This is a genomic window from Paenibacillus terrae HPL-003 (assembly GCF_000235585.1).
In the GTDB taxonomy this organism is placed as follows: domain Bacteria; phylum Bacillota; class Bacilli; order Paenibacillales; family Paenibacillaceae; genus Paenibacillus; species Paenibacillus terrae_B.
This window is the reverse complement of sequence record NC_016641.1, coordinates 3,198,991-3,216,093: the sequence shown is the minus strand read 5'-3', so window position 1 is coordinate 3,216,093 and position 17,103 is coordinate 3,198,991. Positions and strand designations below refer to the sequence as shown.

Sequence of the window (17,103 nt, the reverse complement as noted above, 5' to 3'; positions counted from 1 at the left end):
CTATCACCTACCTTGTCTTCTTCCAGTTCCAGATGTTCCAAGAAGCGATCTTGCCCATAATCATCCATATTTTTCGTTTAGGCATGACCGGTATCGATTGATTCGTAGCTTCGGATGGGGCCTCAATCACTGTCTTCAAGATTTTATGACGCTTGGCCGACTCTGGAGCTTCGATACGAACAGCAGCTGTTTTTTTCAAACGAATACCATCTTCTGCATCTGTAATCTGTGTCTTTATTACCTTTCTCTTTCTGGCAGCTTGTTGGTGCTCAGCCTCAATACGGGTAGACATAACCTTCTTCTTGCGAGTACCTTCTGATATAGCATGCAGTTCAGTTTCTTCTATTTTAAAAACAGGATCTGCAGCTGTATGAGCAGGTATCACTGCTGGCAGCGTTTTTTCGATGGCCTGGCCTCGCTCCAGCTCCGGCATATCCACCATTTTGCTAATATCTCCTGGCTGGGCAGTTTCAAGACCATCTCTGACACCAATGTATTCCTTCTCCTTACCACTGGCACGTTCCTGATGAATCCATATTGCTTCAAGCACATTTTCAACCTGGCTACCTGTTCCATTCGTCTGCTCAACCACAGTCTCATACGTTCTCATAATGCTGTCCGCCCGATCGATCTGATCAATAATCGTCTCCTGAACGGATTCCATAGAGACTGCTCGATCTCCGTCAAGGAGGATGGCATCGGAGACCTGATTATGCTCCTGATTGTCAGCGTAAGTGCCGCTACTGATAACGCCCTCCTGAATATCTGGATAGACAAGCGCGTGCTCTGATGAAGTAACGTCAGCTTCCTTCGTCTGTTCTAAAAGCTCACCAGCTGTGATCTCAGACCGCTCGGCTTCCAAGCTTACGATGCTTATACGTTCCGATGGAGCCAGCGTGACTTCCTCCGCCTCCAGACTTTCTATACTTGTCCGCTCTGCTGGATGTAGCGCCACTTTCTCGGCTTCCACTTCGCCAATATACTGTGCGCTTTCCAGTGGTCCTGATTCCGCTGCATCCAAATTCCCAGTGCTCATCGCTGCTCTTTCCAAATGACTATATTCACCATCCAAAAGGGATAGAGAAAGAATTCCCTGCTCCATGGACTCTGTAACACCTGTAATGCTGGAGAAGGTTTTGCCTGTTTCCACATCCTGTGTTATGGCATTCGTACTTTCCGAGCTCATAAGTGCCTTATCCAACGCCTGGATTTCGGCTTCGGCAGACGTGTGTCTTTCTGCATCTCCCATCGCATGATGTGCACCTTCATAGGAAGAGAAGGAGTTACCCGATTCGAAATTGATAAGCAGCCCCTCTTCAGCGGAAGACCTGCTTCCTTGCTCAGCGCTTGTTTGCAGCGCCCCTTCGGAATGCTCGATATGGGCTTGATCCGAACGAATCTGGATAGCTTCCAGCGAACCACTGGCCAATGACGTTTCCAACTGATGAATGACACTATCTGTAATTTGATGAATCGAAGTCTGGGTTGTCCCTTCCTGCACAGCCTCTGCCACAATATTTCCAATCCCTGCTTCAATCAGCTCCATCGCCTGCTCACCATACATAATCCGGAGCATTCGAGCCATCTTGCTGATTTCAGGAGATTCTGCAATGATTTCTCTCAAAACATCGGCTGCAAGCAACTCTTCATACTGCCCCTCAAGCTCCAATCCATTTAAACGTGCAGAACCAAGGTCGTCCAACTCTGCTTCTTGGCTGACGAATACCCGCTCTCCACGCTGAGATTCATCTATCGTTGCATGATGCTCAGGGATACCAGAACTTAAATGCTCATTGTCGGCATCTGCCGAGGAATGGATGTAGGCTGTAATGCTTTGCTCCTCTGGCACCACTTTAGAGTCGTCGTAGGTTGAAGCTACTCTATATTGATCTGGACTGGCAGGACAGACTTGTTCACTATTGCAGCTAGCAACACTCATGGATTCGTTCAAACTGTTCCAGCTTGAGGATGCGAGGCCGCTTGTAACCGTTTCAGACTGTACACCTATCGTCCTGTCAGAGAATTCCCTGTTTCCTACTATTGAATGACCTTGAATCCCCTCCAGTGAGCCGCCGTTTGGAGTCTCCTGCATTCGATGAATTACACTTTCAATCAAGCTTGGTGCAGCTGGTACATCAACGTGCTGCAAGCCCTCTGGCAGGATATTTTCCATTCCCGCTTTGACCATTTCTGTCGCGTACTCGCCATATACAGAGCGGATTCCTTCAGATAACGTACCCATCTCGGGCGACCCGGTGATTGATCCCATCGTTGGATCTGCTGTAATGGACGACGTGTTCTCCGGTTGTATAGAAAATATGCCATGCTCCGCCTCCAACATGCCTTGGGACTCCGCAGCATCTGGAAGATCTATACGATTACCTGTCGCGGACTCATGAATCATCATGAACTTGTCCTGTTTCAACTCCGTTGCGCGCATTCGTTCATGCCCAGCACCAGTGCCAAAACGCATCGATGCAGCAGTGCTTTGTTCGTTGGCGGAATCCTTAAATGGGCGCTGTTCGACAAGCATCTGCCAATCTATGAAGGCATCCTCACTTTTGTCGGACTTTGCTGTACGTGCTTCTACGGGGGCATGATCATTCTTGGCACTGGCCTCGGTCTCCAGCACATCATCAGGAATAGTCCCTACTACCTGCTCAAGCTTTCCGGCTTTGGTTAAAGCGTTGATTTCGTCCAAATCCAAAATCTGTTCCTTCACACCAGGCCGTGATGTCTCGATCAGGGCATCCCGAATATCGGTTCGATGGGGCAACGCCTCACCTGCTGGCTGGAATATAGATTCCATCGCCAATCCCTCAGCCGCGACTGGCGACTCTACCACCGCTTCACGATCCTGAAATATCTGTTGAATCACCGTCTGTTGTTCAGCGGTATCTCCCTGTTTCACTGTTTCTCCGTGAATTGCAGACTCAGAAGAAGGCGATCCGTTACCCTGACGCTGCTCGGATACAGAGCCTGCATCAAGAAGCCCCTCATAGGCAGGCAAAACATTTGCGAATTCATAGGCATCATTTGAAGTCTCTGCCTGTGGCCTCATTTGGGAAACGGCATCTTTCTCCTGCACCGCATTAACAATGAAATCAGCCTGAATGGACTTCTGCCGATCTCCCTGCTGTATAGAATCTGCATGTTCCATGGAATGGATCTTGCCGCCCATTTTCCAACGAGCCTCTGGCGCTGTGGAACGTAAAGGCTGCTGCGCCTTCTGTCTGATTTCTCCTTTAAAATGTCTGTGAATATCGGATAAGTAAGATACAATCGTCGAGTGAACGGCTTCCACGGTTTGACCCTCGAATTCACCAGCAATCGCTGCCTCTTTCCAATCTCTCCCGAATAAACTTGTAGCGGAATATGGAGCTTTGGATGCATTCTTTAACGTATCCTGCCTCAGCGTTCGGTACGTACTATTCACAGGAGCAGACAGATGGTAACGCGTATCCCGCTGTGTATCCAAGATCATGTCTGTACCAAATGCCAGTTCATAGCCCTTTTTAGAAAAAAGGGCGGTGATACTGATCAGGTAAGATTTTTTACCGTCCAGCATGTCACCGCCGACCTCCTTTAACCCTGCAGGTTAACTGTTCTTAACAAGCGTTTCCTTCAGAATACCCAAGCCGATCGGAGCGAATGGACTAATGGTAGCCAACGTGAACGGACTCACAGGTGTATCCGCCAAGGTGTAACGGTAAATCTGCTTGTACTCGTAGGTTGCCAAAACCTCTTCATCCGCTTTCGGTGCTTTGCCATCCAGGAATGTGATTTGCTTGGTTTCCAAATCCAATGTGTAATCCGTTCCGAATTTGACCTCAACACAATTGACTTTGATCACCAGATTGAATGGTGTACCATCATCTTTTAAAGAAGGCTGATGGGATAAATGGAACACCTTGTTTTTCCCATCACCTGTGCCCAGAATTTCATGGTCTGTCGTCTCTACGACCTCCAGCTCATCGAGCTGAGAGATATTTTTCGGATGAACAGCATAGCACTCGTCCAGCTTACCGACAAAACCGTCATTGGGATGAACCACATACATAGGAGAAATATGGTATTTTCCACTGTACACCGAAGGGCTAAACCGGGACTCACCCGCATCCACCTGCTTGTCATGTGTAATGAAGGCGAGATAATGCTGCTGGTAATACGTTCCGCCAATGGACTGTTGAAGCTGTACCGAGCTGTTACCGTTCGAGGTATTCAGTCCATAGTCTACGTATGTGGCGCCCAGCTTCATATCCTTTCTCCATTTCACTTCGTCCTTTTCCCGGCAGCCAGAGATCAGAACGTGATTTTTCCTTGGCGATTTGCCAAGCGTGGTCATTTTGCCAATGTAAAGGGGTGCAAAGTATGTGTTCTCAGGACCAGAGGTAGGATCGGGACGCAGGAACATGACAATACGGTCTTTGTTGAAGTTTCCCCAATAATATATGCTGGAGTCTCGCTGCCAGCCCCGGGTATAATTATCCAGTGAAGTGAAGGACAATGCTGTTGGCAACGAAGGATAAATATAGTATATGCAGGAGTATACAGCGTCCATTAAGCTCGCTCCGGAATCCGGGTCAAAGTTCCGGGTAGTCACATCCCCGAAATTAATCATTTCTGTTCCTGTACCCGCCAGTACCCTGATGTAAGAAGCATGAAGCTCACTGCCAGCGTCCGGTGCTTTAACTGTCGTCGGGATTTTAATCGTATTCGTTGCGTAGTCAACTATAAAATCGGTAGGAGAAACCTCTACCTGATTAATATATAACCGTACGCTTCCTGCCTTGATCGTCGTGTCAGCAGGTATTTTAAATTCTCGACGAGTTCCATCTCCGTCAGGAAGAAGGGATTCAGGATCGCCTACCCTTACTCCGTTATTTACAGCTTCCACAATTTTTTCCGAGCGTACATCATCGAAGGTAAAGAAAAATAAACGCTTGGGTAGACTCGGAGCATTCGCAGCAGGCGCATAGGATACGGTAAATTGATCGCTTGCCAGTGCTGCTTTATTGAGCTTAAATACGCCACTGTAAGGTTCAAAGGTATATTCCGTTTTCTGAACGAATACACCATTCTTATATAACATCTCAGAATCCGGCTCTACAGGACGCACAACGACCTGCAATTGCGTGTCACTACCTTGTACCCGCTTAGCCTCTCCAAGCACGGAGTTTTGTGAGATGAAGTCCATCTCCCCCGGCTGTTTGACCGTCCCGCCGTAACCAAAAGCCATACCGAAGTTACGTATCTGACCGTCACTGCCCGTGGATCTGAACAATCGAACGTCTGCGAATTTGGTCGCCGTATTTCTAGGGTTCCCGGTTACTGCCCGGTATTTAATAAACGTGTTCCAGCCATGAGCATTGAATTGTTTCTCCAATTCCTGCGGAAACAGTTGAAAAGTAGCATCTCCATCAAACCACGACACAATCAATCACCTCTAATATTAGATTAGCCAAGCTACCCTACAGGGTAGTTGGTTATAATTTTATCTATTTCATATTAAGACAAGCCGATTCTCACTTGACTGAATTCCGCTTCTATTCGGTTACTACACCGGGCATTTAACTAAATATTTCCATGATGTAGATTCGGTATTTGAGCTTACGACTACCTTGATGGTAGTCACTCCATTAACCGGCTTATAGTCGAACTCCAGTTTGCCCGTATTAGAAACGAGGCCACCTGTAGTAGCGACTACTTCATTCTGATAATACACATCCATTCGGTCAGCCTGAGTGTACATATCGTATTCAATGACCACTTTGCCTGGTTCAGAGCCCATTTCATGATTCTTCTCTGTAAGCTTTCCTCCCCCGGATTCATTCACCTCACCACATTGTATAGTGTCCGGTGGCAAAGGGGTTGGGGCTGGTTTTATTTCATTTCCTTCATCATCTACTGTGTTCACATACAAGCCAATGCCCGCAGGCCTGAATTGAGTACCTGGTTTTTTGGTCAATGGGGAAATTCCCTCTACCAGGAAGTAACGGTAAACATCAAATTCATCGGGACAGTGGGCCCGCTTGACTCTTAATTTGTTGGCATTAAAGGAAAAGGCCGCCAAAGAGATTGTATCTTTTAACGTACCGCGCACACCCTCTTCGGGGTGAATAACGTATACTTTGGAAGTATGCACCTTGCCGCTGTAACGAGAAGGATTAAAAGTGTATTTGTACAAAGGATTTTCAGCATTATTCCAGGCTCGCGGATAATCCTTCTTGCCGTCAACAGAGGTTCTGGCCGGCGGCATGAGATTGGGCGGCGAATTCCAGGAAAGATAATGGGCTTGATATCTCGCACCCTGCTTGGCGCGATTAACCATGATATTATCCAGACCATTAGCCGGAAAGTTAGGATATGATTTTAACAATGGCATAATATGGGGCTGTCTGGTTGTGGTATCATCAAAGTCATACGTAGCGACTCCATTCACCGTATCCCTGATCGGAACCGTGCCTGCAAATAAAGCATAAACGTTATCGCCTTCCTCGATTGGGTCCAACTTGCCAAAGTAGAGCGGAATGATCGGTACCAGATTATTCTCTGGAGCCGGTACATTATCACACTGAATGATAAAAAAGAAATTCGTGTCTGAAAGTGTCCCTTTTACGGAAATTTCAGAATCATTCCACCAGTTTGTGTTTTGAACAGGGTAGTTAAAAGAGTTGTTGTAGTAAGACTCCATCAGCTTGTAGCGCAGACCTGCTTGCATGATTGGAGACTGCATTCGCGCGCCTTCTGCTCTGGTCACTGTAAACATGGGACCGCTACTCGTCGTCTTCCACGCAGATTCCTCTACTTCAATATCCAGCGCTGCTCGAAGCTGTCCGGCTTCAGAATTATCGTTCCAGGCCAGTACAAGATCTGCACCGTCTGGCTTTAATCCTTTCAAATCCTCCAGCATATACACATATAACGTATGGGACAGTCGATATTTGCGGAATTCATTCGTTGCCCATTCCCCAAACTGCTTGTAGGAATCTTTATCCGGGCGCTTCACATAATCAGCTAATCGAGGGTACCAGGTTCCGGCGATGGCGATACCGAAGCTTTGATTTTCCTTATTGGAATATATAAAATGTTCGGCAACCGTGATCCGATAATTTGTATAGTTCCTCACTAAATCCGAGGGATGGGTAATATTTGCATCAAAAATGACCCTTTTGTAATTGGCCGCGACTTTCCAGCCTGCGGTAGCGAGCAGCTCTCCCATACGGGGCTGTAAGTCCGATTCTGTTACTTTTGGAGTAAATGCTGCTGCTGTCGTATCAATGAATGACATTTGTTTCTCCCCTTTCTTTGAATTACGATTTGTTCTTTGCTACTTCAGGATTTTGCAAAATTCGATTCCAATCGCTCCAAAGTGCAATATATAGACGAACTAGACCCTTTCGATCTATATATTGTTCATTGGAAGTCGCTTATTGGATTTTTGCAAAATCCTCACTTCATTACGTCGATGTCCGCTGACGCCGTTCCTATCTGTCCCAATTCATTCGTTACGGTGAAGGTAACGGTATACTTTCCCTCTTTATGAAAAGTAAAGCGGGCGTTATTCACCGTACGGCCTTCTGGATTTGCACCATCTGAAGCAAACCAGTTGAATATAAGTATTGGTGAATGCTTGTTATAGGAAGAAATCAATTCCACTCCCTCCCCGACATGGACAGAAATATGGGACGGAGTTAGGGATACAACGAACGGAGGTGGCGAAATAGGTAGTCGTTTTTCCGGCCTGCGAAGATTTCCACTCTTCAAAATACCGATGCCTGCTGGTCGATAAGGTGTCGCTGCCCGTTTGGTCAATGGTGATATGCCCTCTGTCAGATAATAAGAATATGTCTGATGCTTAGGGCCCTCTCCATTGGTGCAGTGTTCATCAACGGCCTCCAGCTCATCCCCGTTCATTATAGTTAAGGGCGACAGTAAAATAACATTTCGTAGTGTTCCGTGTGTACCATCTTCCGGATGTATTAATAAAGCTCTCGAAGAATGGACCTGCTCCGTGTAGCGGGATGGATTAAACTCATATTGATAGGCATTGCTCATATCGCTGTTGTTCCAGGCTCGGACGTGCTTGGCACCCGACGTGTCCTCCCGCAAGGGAGGCATCCTGTTCGACGGAACATTCCAGGCAAAATAGTACGATTGATAACGCGCACCATACTTTGTTCTCTTGACCATGACAGAATCAATACCGTTACTCGGGTGAGCAGGATATTCTTTTAAGATCGGCATAAGCACATCCTGATGACGTTTGGGATCAGTATCATCATAGTCAAACCGGGCCGATTGACTGAGCGCATTCTCTAAACTCAAGCCGTCTTTCGCAAAGGCAGTTCCTGCGAATAGAGCGGCTGTAGCCCCCGCGTTTTCTGTATAGATTTGAAGATCCACCCAGACTCTTGCGGAAACAGGACTAAAGCCATCAACTCCGGAAGCAGCGAACACTTCCAAATCAAATGAATTTTTACCATCCACCCCGTATACGGAGAACTCTCCAAGGTACTCTGCCTGATCTCTGGACTGGACGGGGGGCTGGGCTTCTGTGGTTCGTAGCTTTACTAACTCCTGACCTGCAATACGTAGAGAAATATAGTCTGACTCCGCAGCCACATCTCCCGATAACCACACCTTCATCGTCGATCCGGTATTAACCATAGGACTATCCGAGAAAAAGGTTGCTTTGCGAGCTTCCTCACCGCCATTCAGTTCAAACATGCAACTCTCGTTCATGATTGAATTTGTATTGCTCTGGACATCAAAGTCGCCCATGTAGATCGGGATCGAAGGTACTGCATTACGCTCCCAGGCAGGTGCTGTATCTGCCAGCAAAACCAGCATGGCAGACTTTCCATCCACGTAGCCTCTAAGCTGGACTTTGCTGTCCTGCCACCAGTTGGTGAATTTCACATTCATGGAGGCCACCTGTTCGTAACGATCCAGTTGTGGAATCCGTGTCCGTGAAGCAACGTAAGGCGATTGATAAAATTGAGGAAACTGATGCGTGATCCTCCATTGAAGCGCTTGGGTTTGCTCGTGCAGCCCCCACATGGAGGATTGAATCTCTACGTCCAAAGCAAGCCGCTTGAAATCAGCGGGTTGTTCCCAGCCCACAATCATTCTGCTCGTATTCACGAACTTTTCCAATTGATAAAAATACATCGTATGACGCTCAAACAGGTTGGCCTCTTCGATCTTTTGGACAGCCCAAGAGAATATACCGTCAGATTGTGGCTCCAGCTGCGTTCCCCAATCAGCATGCTTCCTGTGAATAGCGAAAGGGATTTTTGAGCCTGTATTGTGCAGCTTTTCCTTCACACTGCCCAGCATAGCCAGGCCAAAAAGATGCCCCGATACATTTCGCAAAATATAGTGCTTGGCTACAACAAATTCAAATTCCTCCGAGCCGTTCAGATCACTGTAATAAACAGCGGCCTCTCCTGAAACTCCCGACGCGAAGGTAATACGTTGTCCGCCATCCTTTTTCTCTTCTGCTGAATAATGGGAAGACGGCATAAGCTCGTCATCCAAATACACATAGTAGTCATCCTTATGCGCAAGCTTGGGAATATCTACATAGGAGTTGACGAGTGGAAGAGAGAAGCGCTGAATCGTGGGTTTGGTCAATCTGCTTGAATATACGACCTTATGAAATTCATCCACCATATCCCATCCGTTTTTAGAGCAAAGGGCCACGATCTGACGCAACAGCTGGTCTTCGTTAACGAGCATGTCCAGCCAAGGACTATCCTCTGGCATGATATTTCACCACCTTTCTATTGGAGCATTTGATAGTTCACCCATATATCCTTGTTCCTGCCGCCTTCATTAAAGAACTCAAAACGAAATTCAGTCCCCGTCGGACAAGGAATAACAGCGGTAAAATACATTCCTTCAGGCAGGTCCTTCGTGAAGATCCGTTGGCATACCAGCTTATCTCCCACATATAAATTCCAATAATCGCTGGACTCATAAAAGGACGCTCCCACAGCTACCGCAAGCAGTTCGCAATCATGACTGACTTGCATTGTGCTTTCTACCCTGCCAATTCCTCTGGATTCAATTCGGTTGCCCACAATGTACGGCTGGGTCTTCGTTGGCATAAAAGGCGGGTCCAAACGCCCGCCTACCATATAGCTTGCAAAATTAGCACCACTGGACAACGATTACACCGCCCTTACATAATCAAGAGTCAGATTTTTAAACAAGCCATTCTCCCGGATAATGCTTCCCCGTATAGCGTTTAACGTCAGAATATCAGCCTCTTCTTCCATTTCTGCGTTCAGGGTTGTGGAGGCTTCAAATTCAATAAAAAATCCGGTCACCTGCAACAGATCGTCTCGATACAGCGTTAGCCGTTCCGACAAACCGTTATCATAGGTGTACAGCACTGACGTTACCAATGCAGGATATTGAGGCATTTCACGGGCCATATCGATGGTAATGACATTGGGCTCCTCCTGAGCCTTTTTATCCAACAAGCCGTCCGCCTGACCTGCATGTACCCTTTCCTTGCGTACTTCACGTCGAATCAGATCAATAATCGGGAATACCTCGTTGGAATTCGTAAAATTCTGGTTCTCCAAAGTTCACACCTCCCCTTCTCCTTCAATATAAGAAAAAGGAAATGACAATTAACGCAGACTGCGTAATGTCATTTCCTTTTTGCTTGTGCTATGGATTATAGATTATAACGTCAAAATCAGGATGTTGCAGGAAGAGCCGACCAGGTTAGCTCCAGATAGTTGACCATGCCACATTCATTACCAACCAGCCTGTTGCCCTTGATCAGATAATATCCCGCATTACAGGTATGGTTGTCATATACATAACACCCGTCCAAAAGCTCTATGTGCGGGTTGCCCAGAATGACCATATTTTTGGTGCGGGCTTGTCTTTTCATATCAAAAAATACTTTATTCGCTATCTGCTGCTTGAGATCGCGCATGGATGCCTCATCCTGCTCTTCAATCCATGGCAGCTGTAATCCCATGGTTCTCATGTTCCCTTTGGTGGCGAGAATCAGGCTTTTATCCAGAAAATGCTCTGTTAACCCCGCAGAACCGGTAATCATCAGATGATTACGAACACGCGAATAGTCGGTAGAAGACGTCATTTCAAGCAAATGATCATCTGTAAGGCTCCATTTGGGACGCGCTGCCTGATCCCAATCCGGAGTATCCAGAAAATCCATCCGTTTCAATACAAACGTTCCATAGCGATTGCATCTGACATCATAGGGCAAATCCTGCATGAGCGTTTGTATAGCATCTGATGCCCTTGTCCCTGCTTTGAAGGATACCTTGGCTACGACAGGACTTTTCCAGCCTTCTGCTGTTTTTATACGTTCTTGATCTTGGGGAATCGTCTGGAGTTCTCCTGTCTTGGGATCAAATCTCATAAAGGAGTGATTGCCCTTCTTCACATCAACATACTCCGTTTCGGCTATATCCAAATCAGGGTATTTGCAATCTTCACTGTGCACACGCCATGAATCAAGACCGGCTGCAACCACAATATCCTTTACAATGCTGGACTTCATCCAGGCAAAGGCGCCGCCATCCCCGGCATACGCTTCCTCTGGAGGGTAGATCATATCCTTATACAATACAAATTCCTCCAGCATGTCATAACGGTCTACACAGTGAAACATAAGCGTTCTTCTCTTGGCATCCTCCTCAATTTCACCCTTGATCATGCCTGTAAATACACGTACCAGCTCATCGCCATAACCTGCATAAATACGGATCGGAGTCCCTTCACTAATCAGGTGCCGCCGTTCTCCCTCCTCCCAATAGGTAAATTCATTGGACGACTGCTTCTTTCCATCAGAAAATGCAGCGTATTGCTCCAGGAATGGGGAATAGATCCCTTTGGCATTATTTAAAGTTACGGAGGCTGAGCTCGAGGACATGTCCATGTGAGAATAAACCTCCCAGTTCATCACATCTCGTTCCAGTGAAACGGTATCCTCGTACTGAAACCCGCCGACGTCATACCATTTCTCCTTATACGTATCTGCGATATGGGTGGCAAACTGCTCAATAGAGTAATCATGAAAGGCATATTTTACCTCTGCAATATACAAACCACCGCTGGATACGGAAAACCGCAGTCTGTTCGTCGTATCATCCTCGGATACGCCGCGTACACGGATATTTTCCCATTGTTCGATACCGCCCGGTTGAATATTTTTTGTATATACATCCATATCCGTTTCATTATGACAGGTTACAACATAATCCGTGTACTCACTCAAATGGTTATGGCTATAGGAGTTAACATTCGTAGAAATCCCCTGATCTGTAACCTTGAGCACAAAGGCTTTGGAGCCATTAGAGATCATTATTTTCCCTTGTGTTCCCTGATCAGCCTTGATTCGGAACTGCATCGTAAATGGAAATTTGTTGATCTTTCCAGCCCGTTCAATCCCAGCCTCTTCCCGTGTGGTGGATATCTTCTGTTGATTTCCCAGATCCGTGACCACTACCTGCTGATCGGGAGTCCAATTGTTTATTGTGCACATCGGGTCTTCAAACGTCCAGACTGTTTTGGCCGAGATGGATTCCACATCAAATTCTCTGGCTTTCAGTAAAGTGATCCCGAAATTGCCCCTTGACGCCTTGGAAGGATTCGACATGGAAAATTCAATTTTGTGGTGTCCACCAGTCACTGGAATAGAGGGAGGATAAGCCAGTCCATTTTTGGCATTGACCCCTTCAATGGTCGCAACTACATGGTCGTCCACCTTCACCTCTACTCTATCCTCGATATCCATATCCGAAACATAGGCCCAGCTCAAACAGCCTGCCTTGAACCAGTCATGCACAAACGTAAATTTCTTCACCTGGCCTGCCCCGTCTGTTCGTTGAAAACCTAGAACATTACGGACCTGATTAGGCGTTTCATTCGTGAAAAATTGTGTGGCACCTACGATATCTACAAATTTCAAAGGGTCCAGACTCGTTTTATGGGCCGTAAAATCCTTGAAATACGATACCTTTTCTGTGGTCCGGTTGATCTGGTAGGACGGAATGGATTGATCTACTTCTGAATTTGCGCTGCGAGTTCTTCCGTCCCCCCACTGCTTGATTTTCACAATGACAGGTTTTCGACCAAATTGGAGGCTTTTCTCCGCATTTTCCATTAAAATCTCAATGCGTTTGCCCTTCGTGGAGCCAGCCGTATCATCGGCCACATATTCGCCCCAATTTTTCCCCTCTATCCATAGCTCAACCTTGCTTCCCAAAGGAATGACAGAAGGATCAACAGCGATAATTTTGTAGTCCTTCCATTGCCGTACATCTGTTCCGCCTCTGGTAATACCTTCAGAGTTTGCAGGATTCACATAATAAGCCCACGCTTCCATGCTATATTCGGTGTAGGATTGGGTAGCGCTAGCTTCCAATGATGAAGCGGTTGCGCTTTTATTCTGAACAGCCGTATCCAGCGTTCGAATAGGCAATTGTATGGCTTTTTCCCCACGCAGGAAAGCTTCGGGGTTCAAATCCTTGCCATCCTTGCGAACTTCAAAATGAAGATGTGCTCCATCCCCGCCTTCACTGCTATTCTTGTGACCCGAGTTCCATCCTATAGCAATCGGATCTCCAGCCTTCACATGATCTCCAACCTTGACCATCATGGCATGGGGTTTCAAATGACCATAACGGGTCGTCCAGCCATTGCCGTGATCAATATATACAGCGTGACCGTAACCCTTTACGGCACCAGCCGCAGTGATTTTCCCAGCCCATACGGCATGGATGGTATCTTCCTTGTCACAGGCCAGGTCCACGCCCTTGTGATGAGGGCGCTTGGAGTTCACTGAATGGTGACGGCTGGTAACCAGCATGCCCTGAATGTGATTCGAATCAGTAACATGTTCACGCATTTTTGCACTTGAAAGGATCGGCATGGACATAGGCAGATTAGAGAGGCGGGCTATCTCGCTAATCTTTATTGCTTCCTGTTCACTTGTTAGTTGGGTCACACCATCAATGGACAAAAAGTCTTTAACGGACGTATCTTTTACATATTGAATGACGTCTTGGTTTGGCCGCGATCCGCGAACATAGGACATTTTGTCCAGTTCAACAATGACGCGTGGCTTACGGCCCAAAGCCTGTACACGCTTCATCATGGATTCAAACGATTGGTTAGAGAGGTTACGTACATCGGATACAAAAGTCATTTTTTCATCTCCTATCTAAATTTTTCCATGGCCCATTCTATGAACCGGTTTAAAAATACAACGGCTTCCGCACGTGTAATACATTTTTCAGGCTCCAGCATATTGTTTTCATAGAGTGGAAATACGCAGCTTCCGTTTAGGAACTGCTCACTCATCAAGTCCATAACAGCCTGCTCATACCATTGGCCTGAGAAGGTACTCCGATCCTGTATAGTTCTCTGTGGATACGCACTGCTCTCCAATCCATGGTCGGTATATCTGTTATAAATATCCACCCGCATCTGTTGCAGAAGAACAAGAAACTGTGCTCGTTTTATACGAACATCCGGAAAGAAACGATCATGATAGCGGGCGTGAGCAGTGCTTGCAACAACGGTCTCCTGTTTGAATTGCACCCTTCCGGCATCACGATAGTTATATCCGACAATGGCAGTAAATCCGTTATAGTTGAAGGGAAGGTATACAATTCCTTGATAAATCGCAAATACATCCTGTCTGAAGCCGAATGCCTTCTTAATAGCTTCACTTGGAACTTCTCCCGCCAGAATCTGCACAGGCAGCCGCTTGAGCTTGGTTCCCAGAACCGTGACCGTCTCCGGCTGATATTTCATTTGGCTTTGATAATCAGCCGCCATGGACAAGGCCGCAGAAGGCAGGGAAATCGCACTTTCGTCCGTCTCAACATAAGGCCTATGAACACAGCCATCCTTCTGATAAGCGGGTCTGCCATACGCGATGCATACCACCTCAAGTCCGCCAGACAGAGGATGGGGCATCGTTATCTTTTCGTTCTCCACTTTTTCAGGCTGCACCTGAACTCCATCGATGAGAACAAAAACCGGATTTTCAATATGCACCTGATAGCCAGGAATGGCAAACTCCTGTTGGCCATCGAACGTGACATAGCGCTTGATCATGCGTTCATGTCCTTGTTCAAAAGTGTCGTAGGGCAGCCCCTCTATAAAGCTTTGCTCGCTTGGAGCATCCAGACCTAATCGTGCCATATCCAGCATATCTCTATAAAACCAATCCAGCGGGTCTACATCAATCCAGCGTTTCATCTCAATGCCCCCTTAGAATCCGGTCCACATACCTGTAAGACCTCATCAAAAAGGTGATTCCCTCTGCCCGGGTACAGCTCTCGTCCGGCCTGAAATAAGGGCTATCCTCGCCTTCAGCCGCATGGATGGTAACCATACCACGCTGCTCCATTTCCTCGATATAGCTGGATGCCCAATGGCCTTTGAGGTCCATAAATTGGCTTTTGCTGTGGGAATCATCACTTTGCTTGCGAATAAGTGACATTTGGACTTGGATGATATATTTAGTCTCCATCTCCGCCGTTTGAATATCTGGTTGACCTGTTACTATCCCTAGGTAAATCGTGCCTTTTTCATCATAATACTTGTGCTCCGAGCCTATAAAAGATAGCCAGTCTGCGTATTCCTTTTTAGAGTAGAATAAAAGTGTTAGGGTAGCTGAATAATGTGAGGTTCCACGATTGACCAAACCTGCCGAGTGGGAAAACGTCTCATGAACATATGATTTCAGATTCGGAGCCGGTGGCTTATACTCATTGATTAGCTTAGCCTTGACCTCGACAAAACGAATTCCATTATCGTAAAACAGTCGCTTTTTGTAGACCATATCTTCTGATTTATGGGGACTTTGCTGAGTCAAATGTATACCTCCTGTCATTAAAAATGATGTTTTGCTCCGCTACGACGGATGATGGATTAATAAGATGTACTGCTACGATAAGCAGTGGTCGGATTCATAAGAAGTTGATCCCGCAAGCTTCCCACTCTACCGTTTTTAAGACCTCTTCCCAGCCTGTTACCCATCGTCTCCAGTTGGGTCGGACTTACGTTATTCGTAACATTAGGCAATGTCATATGGACAACAACATCACCGGAGTTGATCGTATACGATGGCTGCACGTTTGTACGTGTCAGATATTCATTTTGGGTCAGCTCCGTAACGCCCCCTGGCATATGAAACGTTCCCGCTAATGATTCCATCCCAGCCCATATCCCCAATTGGGTTTGCAGGGACTGCCCTCTCCATTCGCTGTACTGCTCTTGGAATTTGCATGAGGCTTCCGGCCTCATATGAAATATACGCTGATAACTGAGTACACTTTGCAAGTCCTGGGCTTGGTGCCTACGCATACGGATGTACTCCATAGTGCCTGCTCGTACATCTGCTGTATCATCATTTAGCGACTTCCAGCTTTGAGCTCTCTGCAGCTTGCTCACATTTTCATTCATAGGGAGGGCCTGCAACTCCGCTTTACCATTCATCTCATGTTGCATACTTTGACTCGGAACTGCTGATAGCTGATCCGGTTCTTGCTGGTTTGCTTCCGGCCTTGTCCTAAAATTTAAAAAGGTACTTAACGTACGCTTGTGTTCCTCCAAACGTTCAAAACGTACATCCAATCCCTGCCTCTTCTCCCTAGAAGGATGCTTTAGTGTCTGAATAAATGCCTGTAGCTCCGCAAGCACATCAGTCTCTAAATTACCCATACATTCACCACCCTTTATAAAATGAAACTCCCGCCTCTCCATACGGAGCAGAGCAGGAGTGTCCTTCAACCAAGCATATTGGCCAAAAATGCCATATCTTCTTCGTCCGCTATCTTATAGCTGCCCATATATGAGCCGTCTTCCCTGACTTCTTCACGGCCTGTATGGCGGGTATCCGACCGATCCATTTGATCAGCCTCGCTCCATAGCCCAAAGGCAGACATAGAGGATACTTTAATTGTAAATTCGATATGGTCATGACACTGCTCCAGATAGTAGCCCAACTGAGGGAGGGTAAGGTCCCAAACCTGGTGCTTATCCAGGTGACAATAATGGGCCAGCTTAAAAAAAAGATTCGCCCAGTCAATGGGA

11 protein-coding genes are annotated in these 17,103 nt (G+C 46.7%); all 11 read right to left on the bottom strand.

Annotated elements, in window-relative coordinates; all coding sequences use genetic code 11:
* Nucleotides 1-7: 7 nt before the first annotated feature.
* Nucleotides 8-3,568 (bottom strand): hypothetical protein, encoded by a 3,561-nt coding sequence (locus HPL003_RS14685; protein ID WP_014280466.1) that lies wholly within the window; start codon nucleotides 3,566-3,568, stop codon nucleotides 8-10.
* Nucleotides 3,569-3,598: 30 nt separating this feature from the next.
* Nucleotides 3,599-5,434 (bottom strand): hypothetical protein, encoded by a 1,836-nt coding sequence (locus tag HPL003_RS14680; protein ID WP_014280465.1) that lies wholly within the window; start codon nucleotides 5,432-5,434, stop codon nucleotides 3,599-3,601.
* A 123-nt stretch (nucleotides 5,435-5,557) separates the two neighbouring features.
* A complete protein-coding gene (locus tag HPL003_RS14675) occupies nucleotides 5,558-7,291 on the bottom strand; it encodes a hypothetical protein (RefSeq protein WP_014280464.1) in 1,734 nt (577 codons plus the stop codon).
* Nucleotides 7,292-7,452: 161 nt separating this feature from the next.
* Nucleotides 7,453-9,771 (bottom strand): PKD domain-containing protein, encoded by a 2,319-nt coding sequence (locus HPL003_RS14670; protein ID WP_014280463.1) that lies wholly within the window; start codon nucleotides 9,769-9,771, stop codon nucleotides 7,453-7,455.
* Nucleotides 9,772-9,788: 17 nt separating this feature from the next.
* Nucleotides 9,789-10,175: a hypothetical protein gene (locus HPL003_RS14665; protein ID WP_014280462.1), complete on the bottom strand. Its 387-nt coding sequence runs from the start codon at nucleotides 10,173-10,175 to the stop codon at nucleotides 9,789-9,791.
* 3 nt (nucleotides 10,176-10,178) lie between these two features.
* Nucleotides 10,179-10,598, bottom strand: coding sequence for a hypothetical protein (locus HPL003_RS14660; RefSeq protein ID WP_014280461.1), 420 nt, complete (start codon nucleotides 10,596-10,598; stop codon nucleotides 10,179-10,181).
* 116 nt (nucleotides 10,599-10,714) lie between these two features.
* Entirely contained in the window at nucleotides 10,715-14,203 is a 3,489-nt protein-coding gene (locus HPL003_RS14655; protein WP_014280460.1) for a peptidoglycan DD-metalloendopeptidase family protein, read from the bottom strand.
* A gap of 11 nt (nucleotides 14,204-14,214) precedes the next feature.
* Nucleotides 14,215-15,264 (bottom strand): hypothetical protein, encoded by a 1,050-nt coding sequence (locus HPL003_RS14650; RefSeq protein ID WP_014280459.1) that lies wholly within the window; start codon nucleotides 15,262-15,264, stop codon nucleotides 14,215-14,217.
* Nucleotide 15,265: 1 nt separating this feature from the next.
* Nucleotides 15,266-15,883 carry an S-layer homology domain-containing protein gene (locus HPL003_RS14645; RefSeq protein WP_014280458.1) on the bottom strand — a complete coding sequence of 206 codons (618 nt, stop codon included), beginning with the start codon at nucleotides 15,881-15,883 and terminating at the stop codon, nucleotides 15,266-15,268.
* Nucleotides 15,884-15,939: 56 nt separating this feature from the next.
* Entirely contained in the window at nucleotides 15,940-16,731 is a 792-nt protein-coding gene (locus HPL003_RS14640) for a hypothetical protein (RefSeq protein WP_014280457.1), read from the bottom strand.
* Nucleotides 16,732-16,796: 65 nt separating this feature from the next.
* Entirely contained in the window at nucleotides 16,797-17,015 is a 219-nt protein-coding gene (locus tag HPL003_RS14635; RefSeq protein WP_014280456.1) for a hypothetical protein, read from the bottom strand.
* Nucleotides 17,016-17,103: the final 88 nt, after the last annotated feature.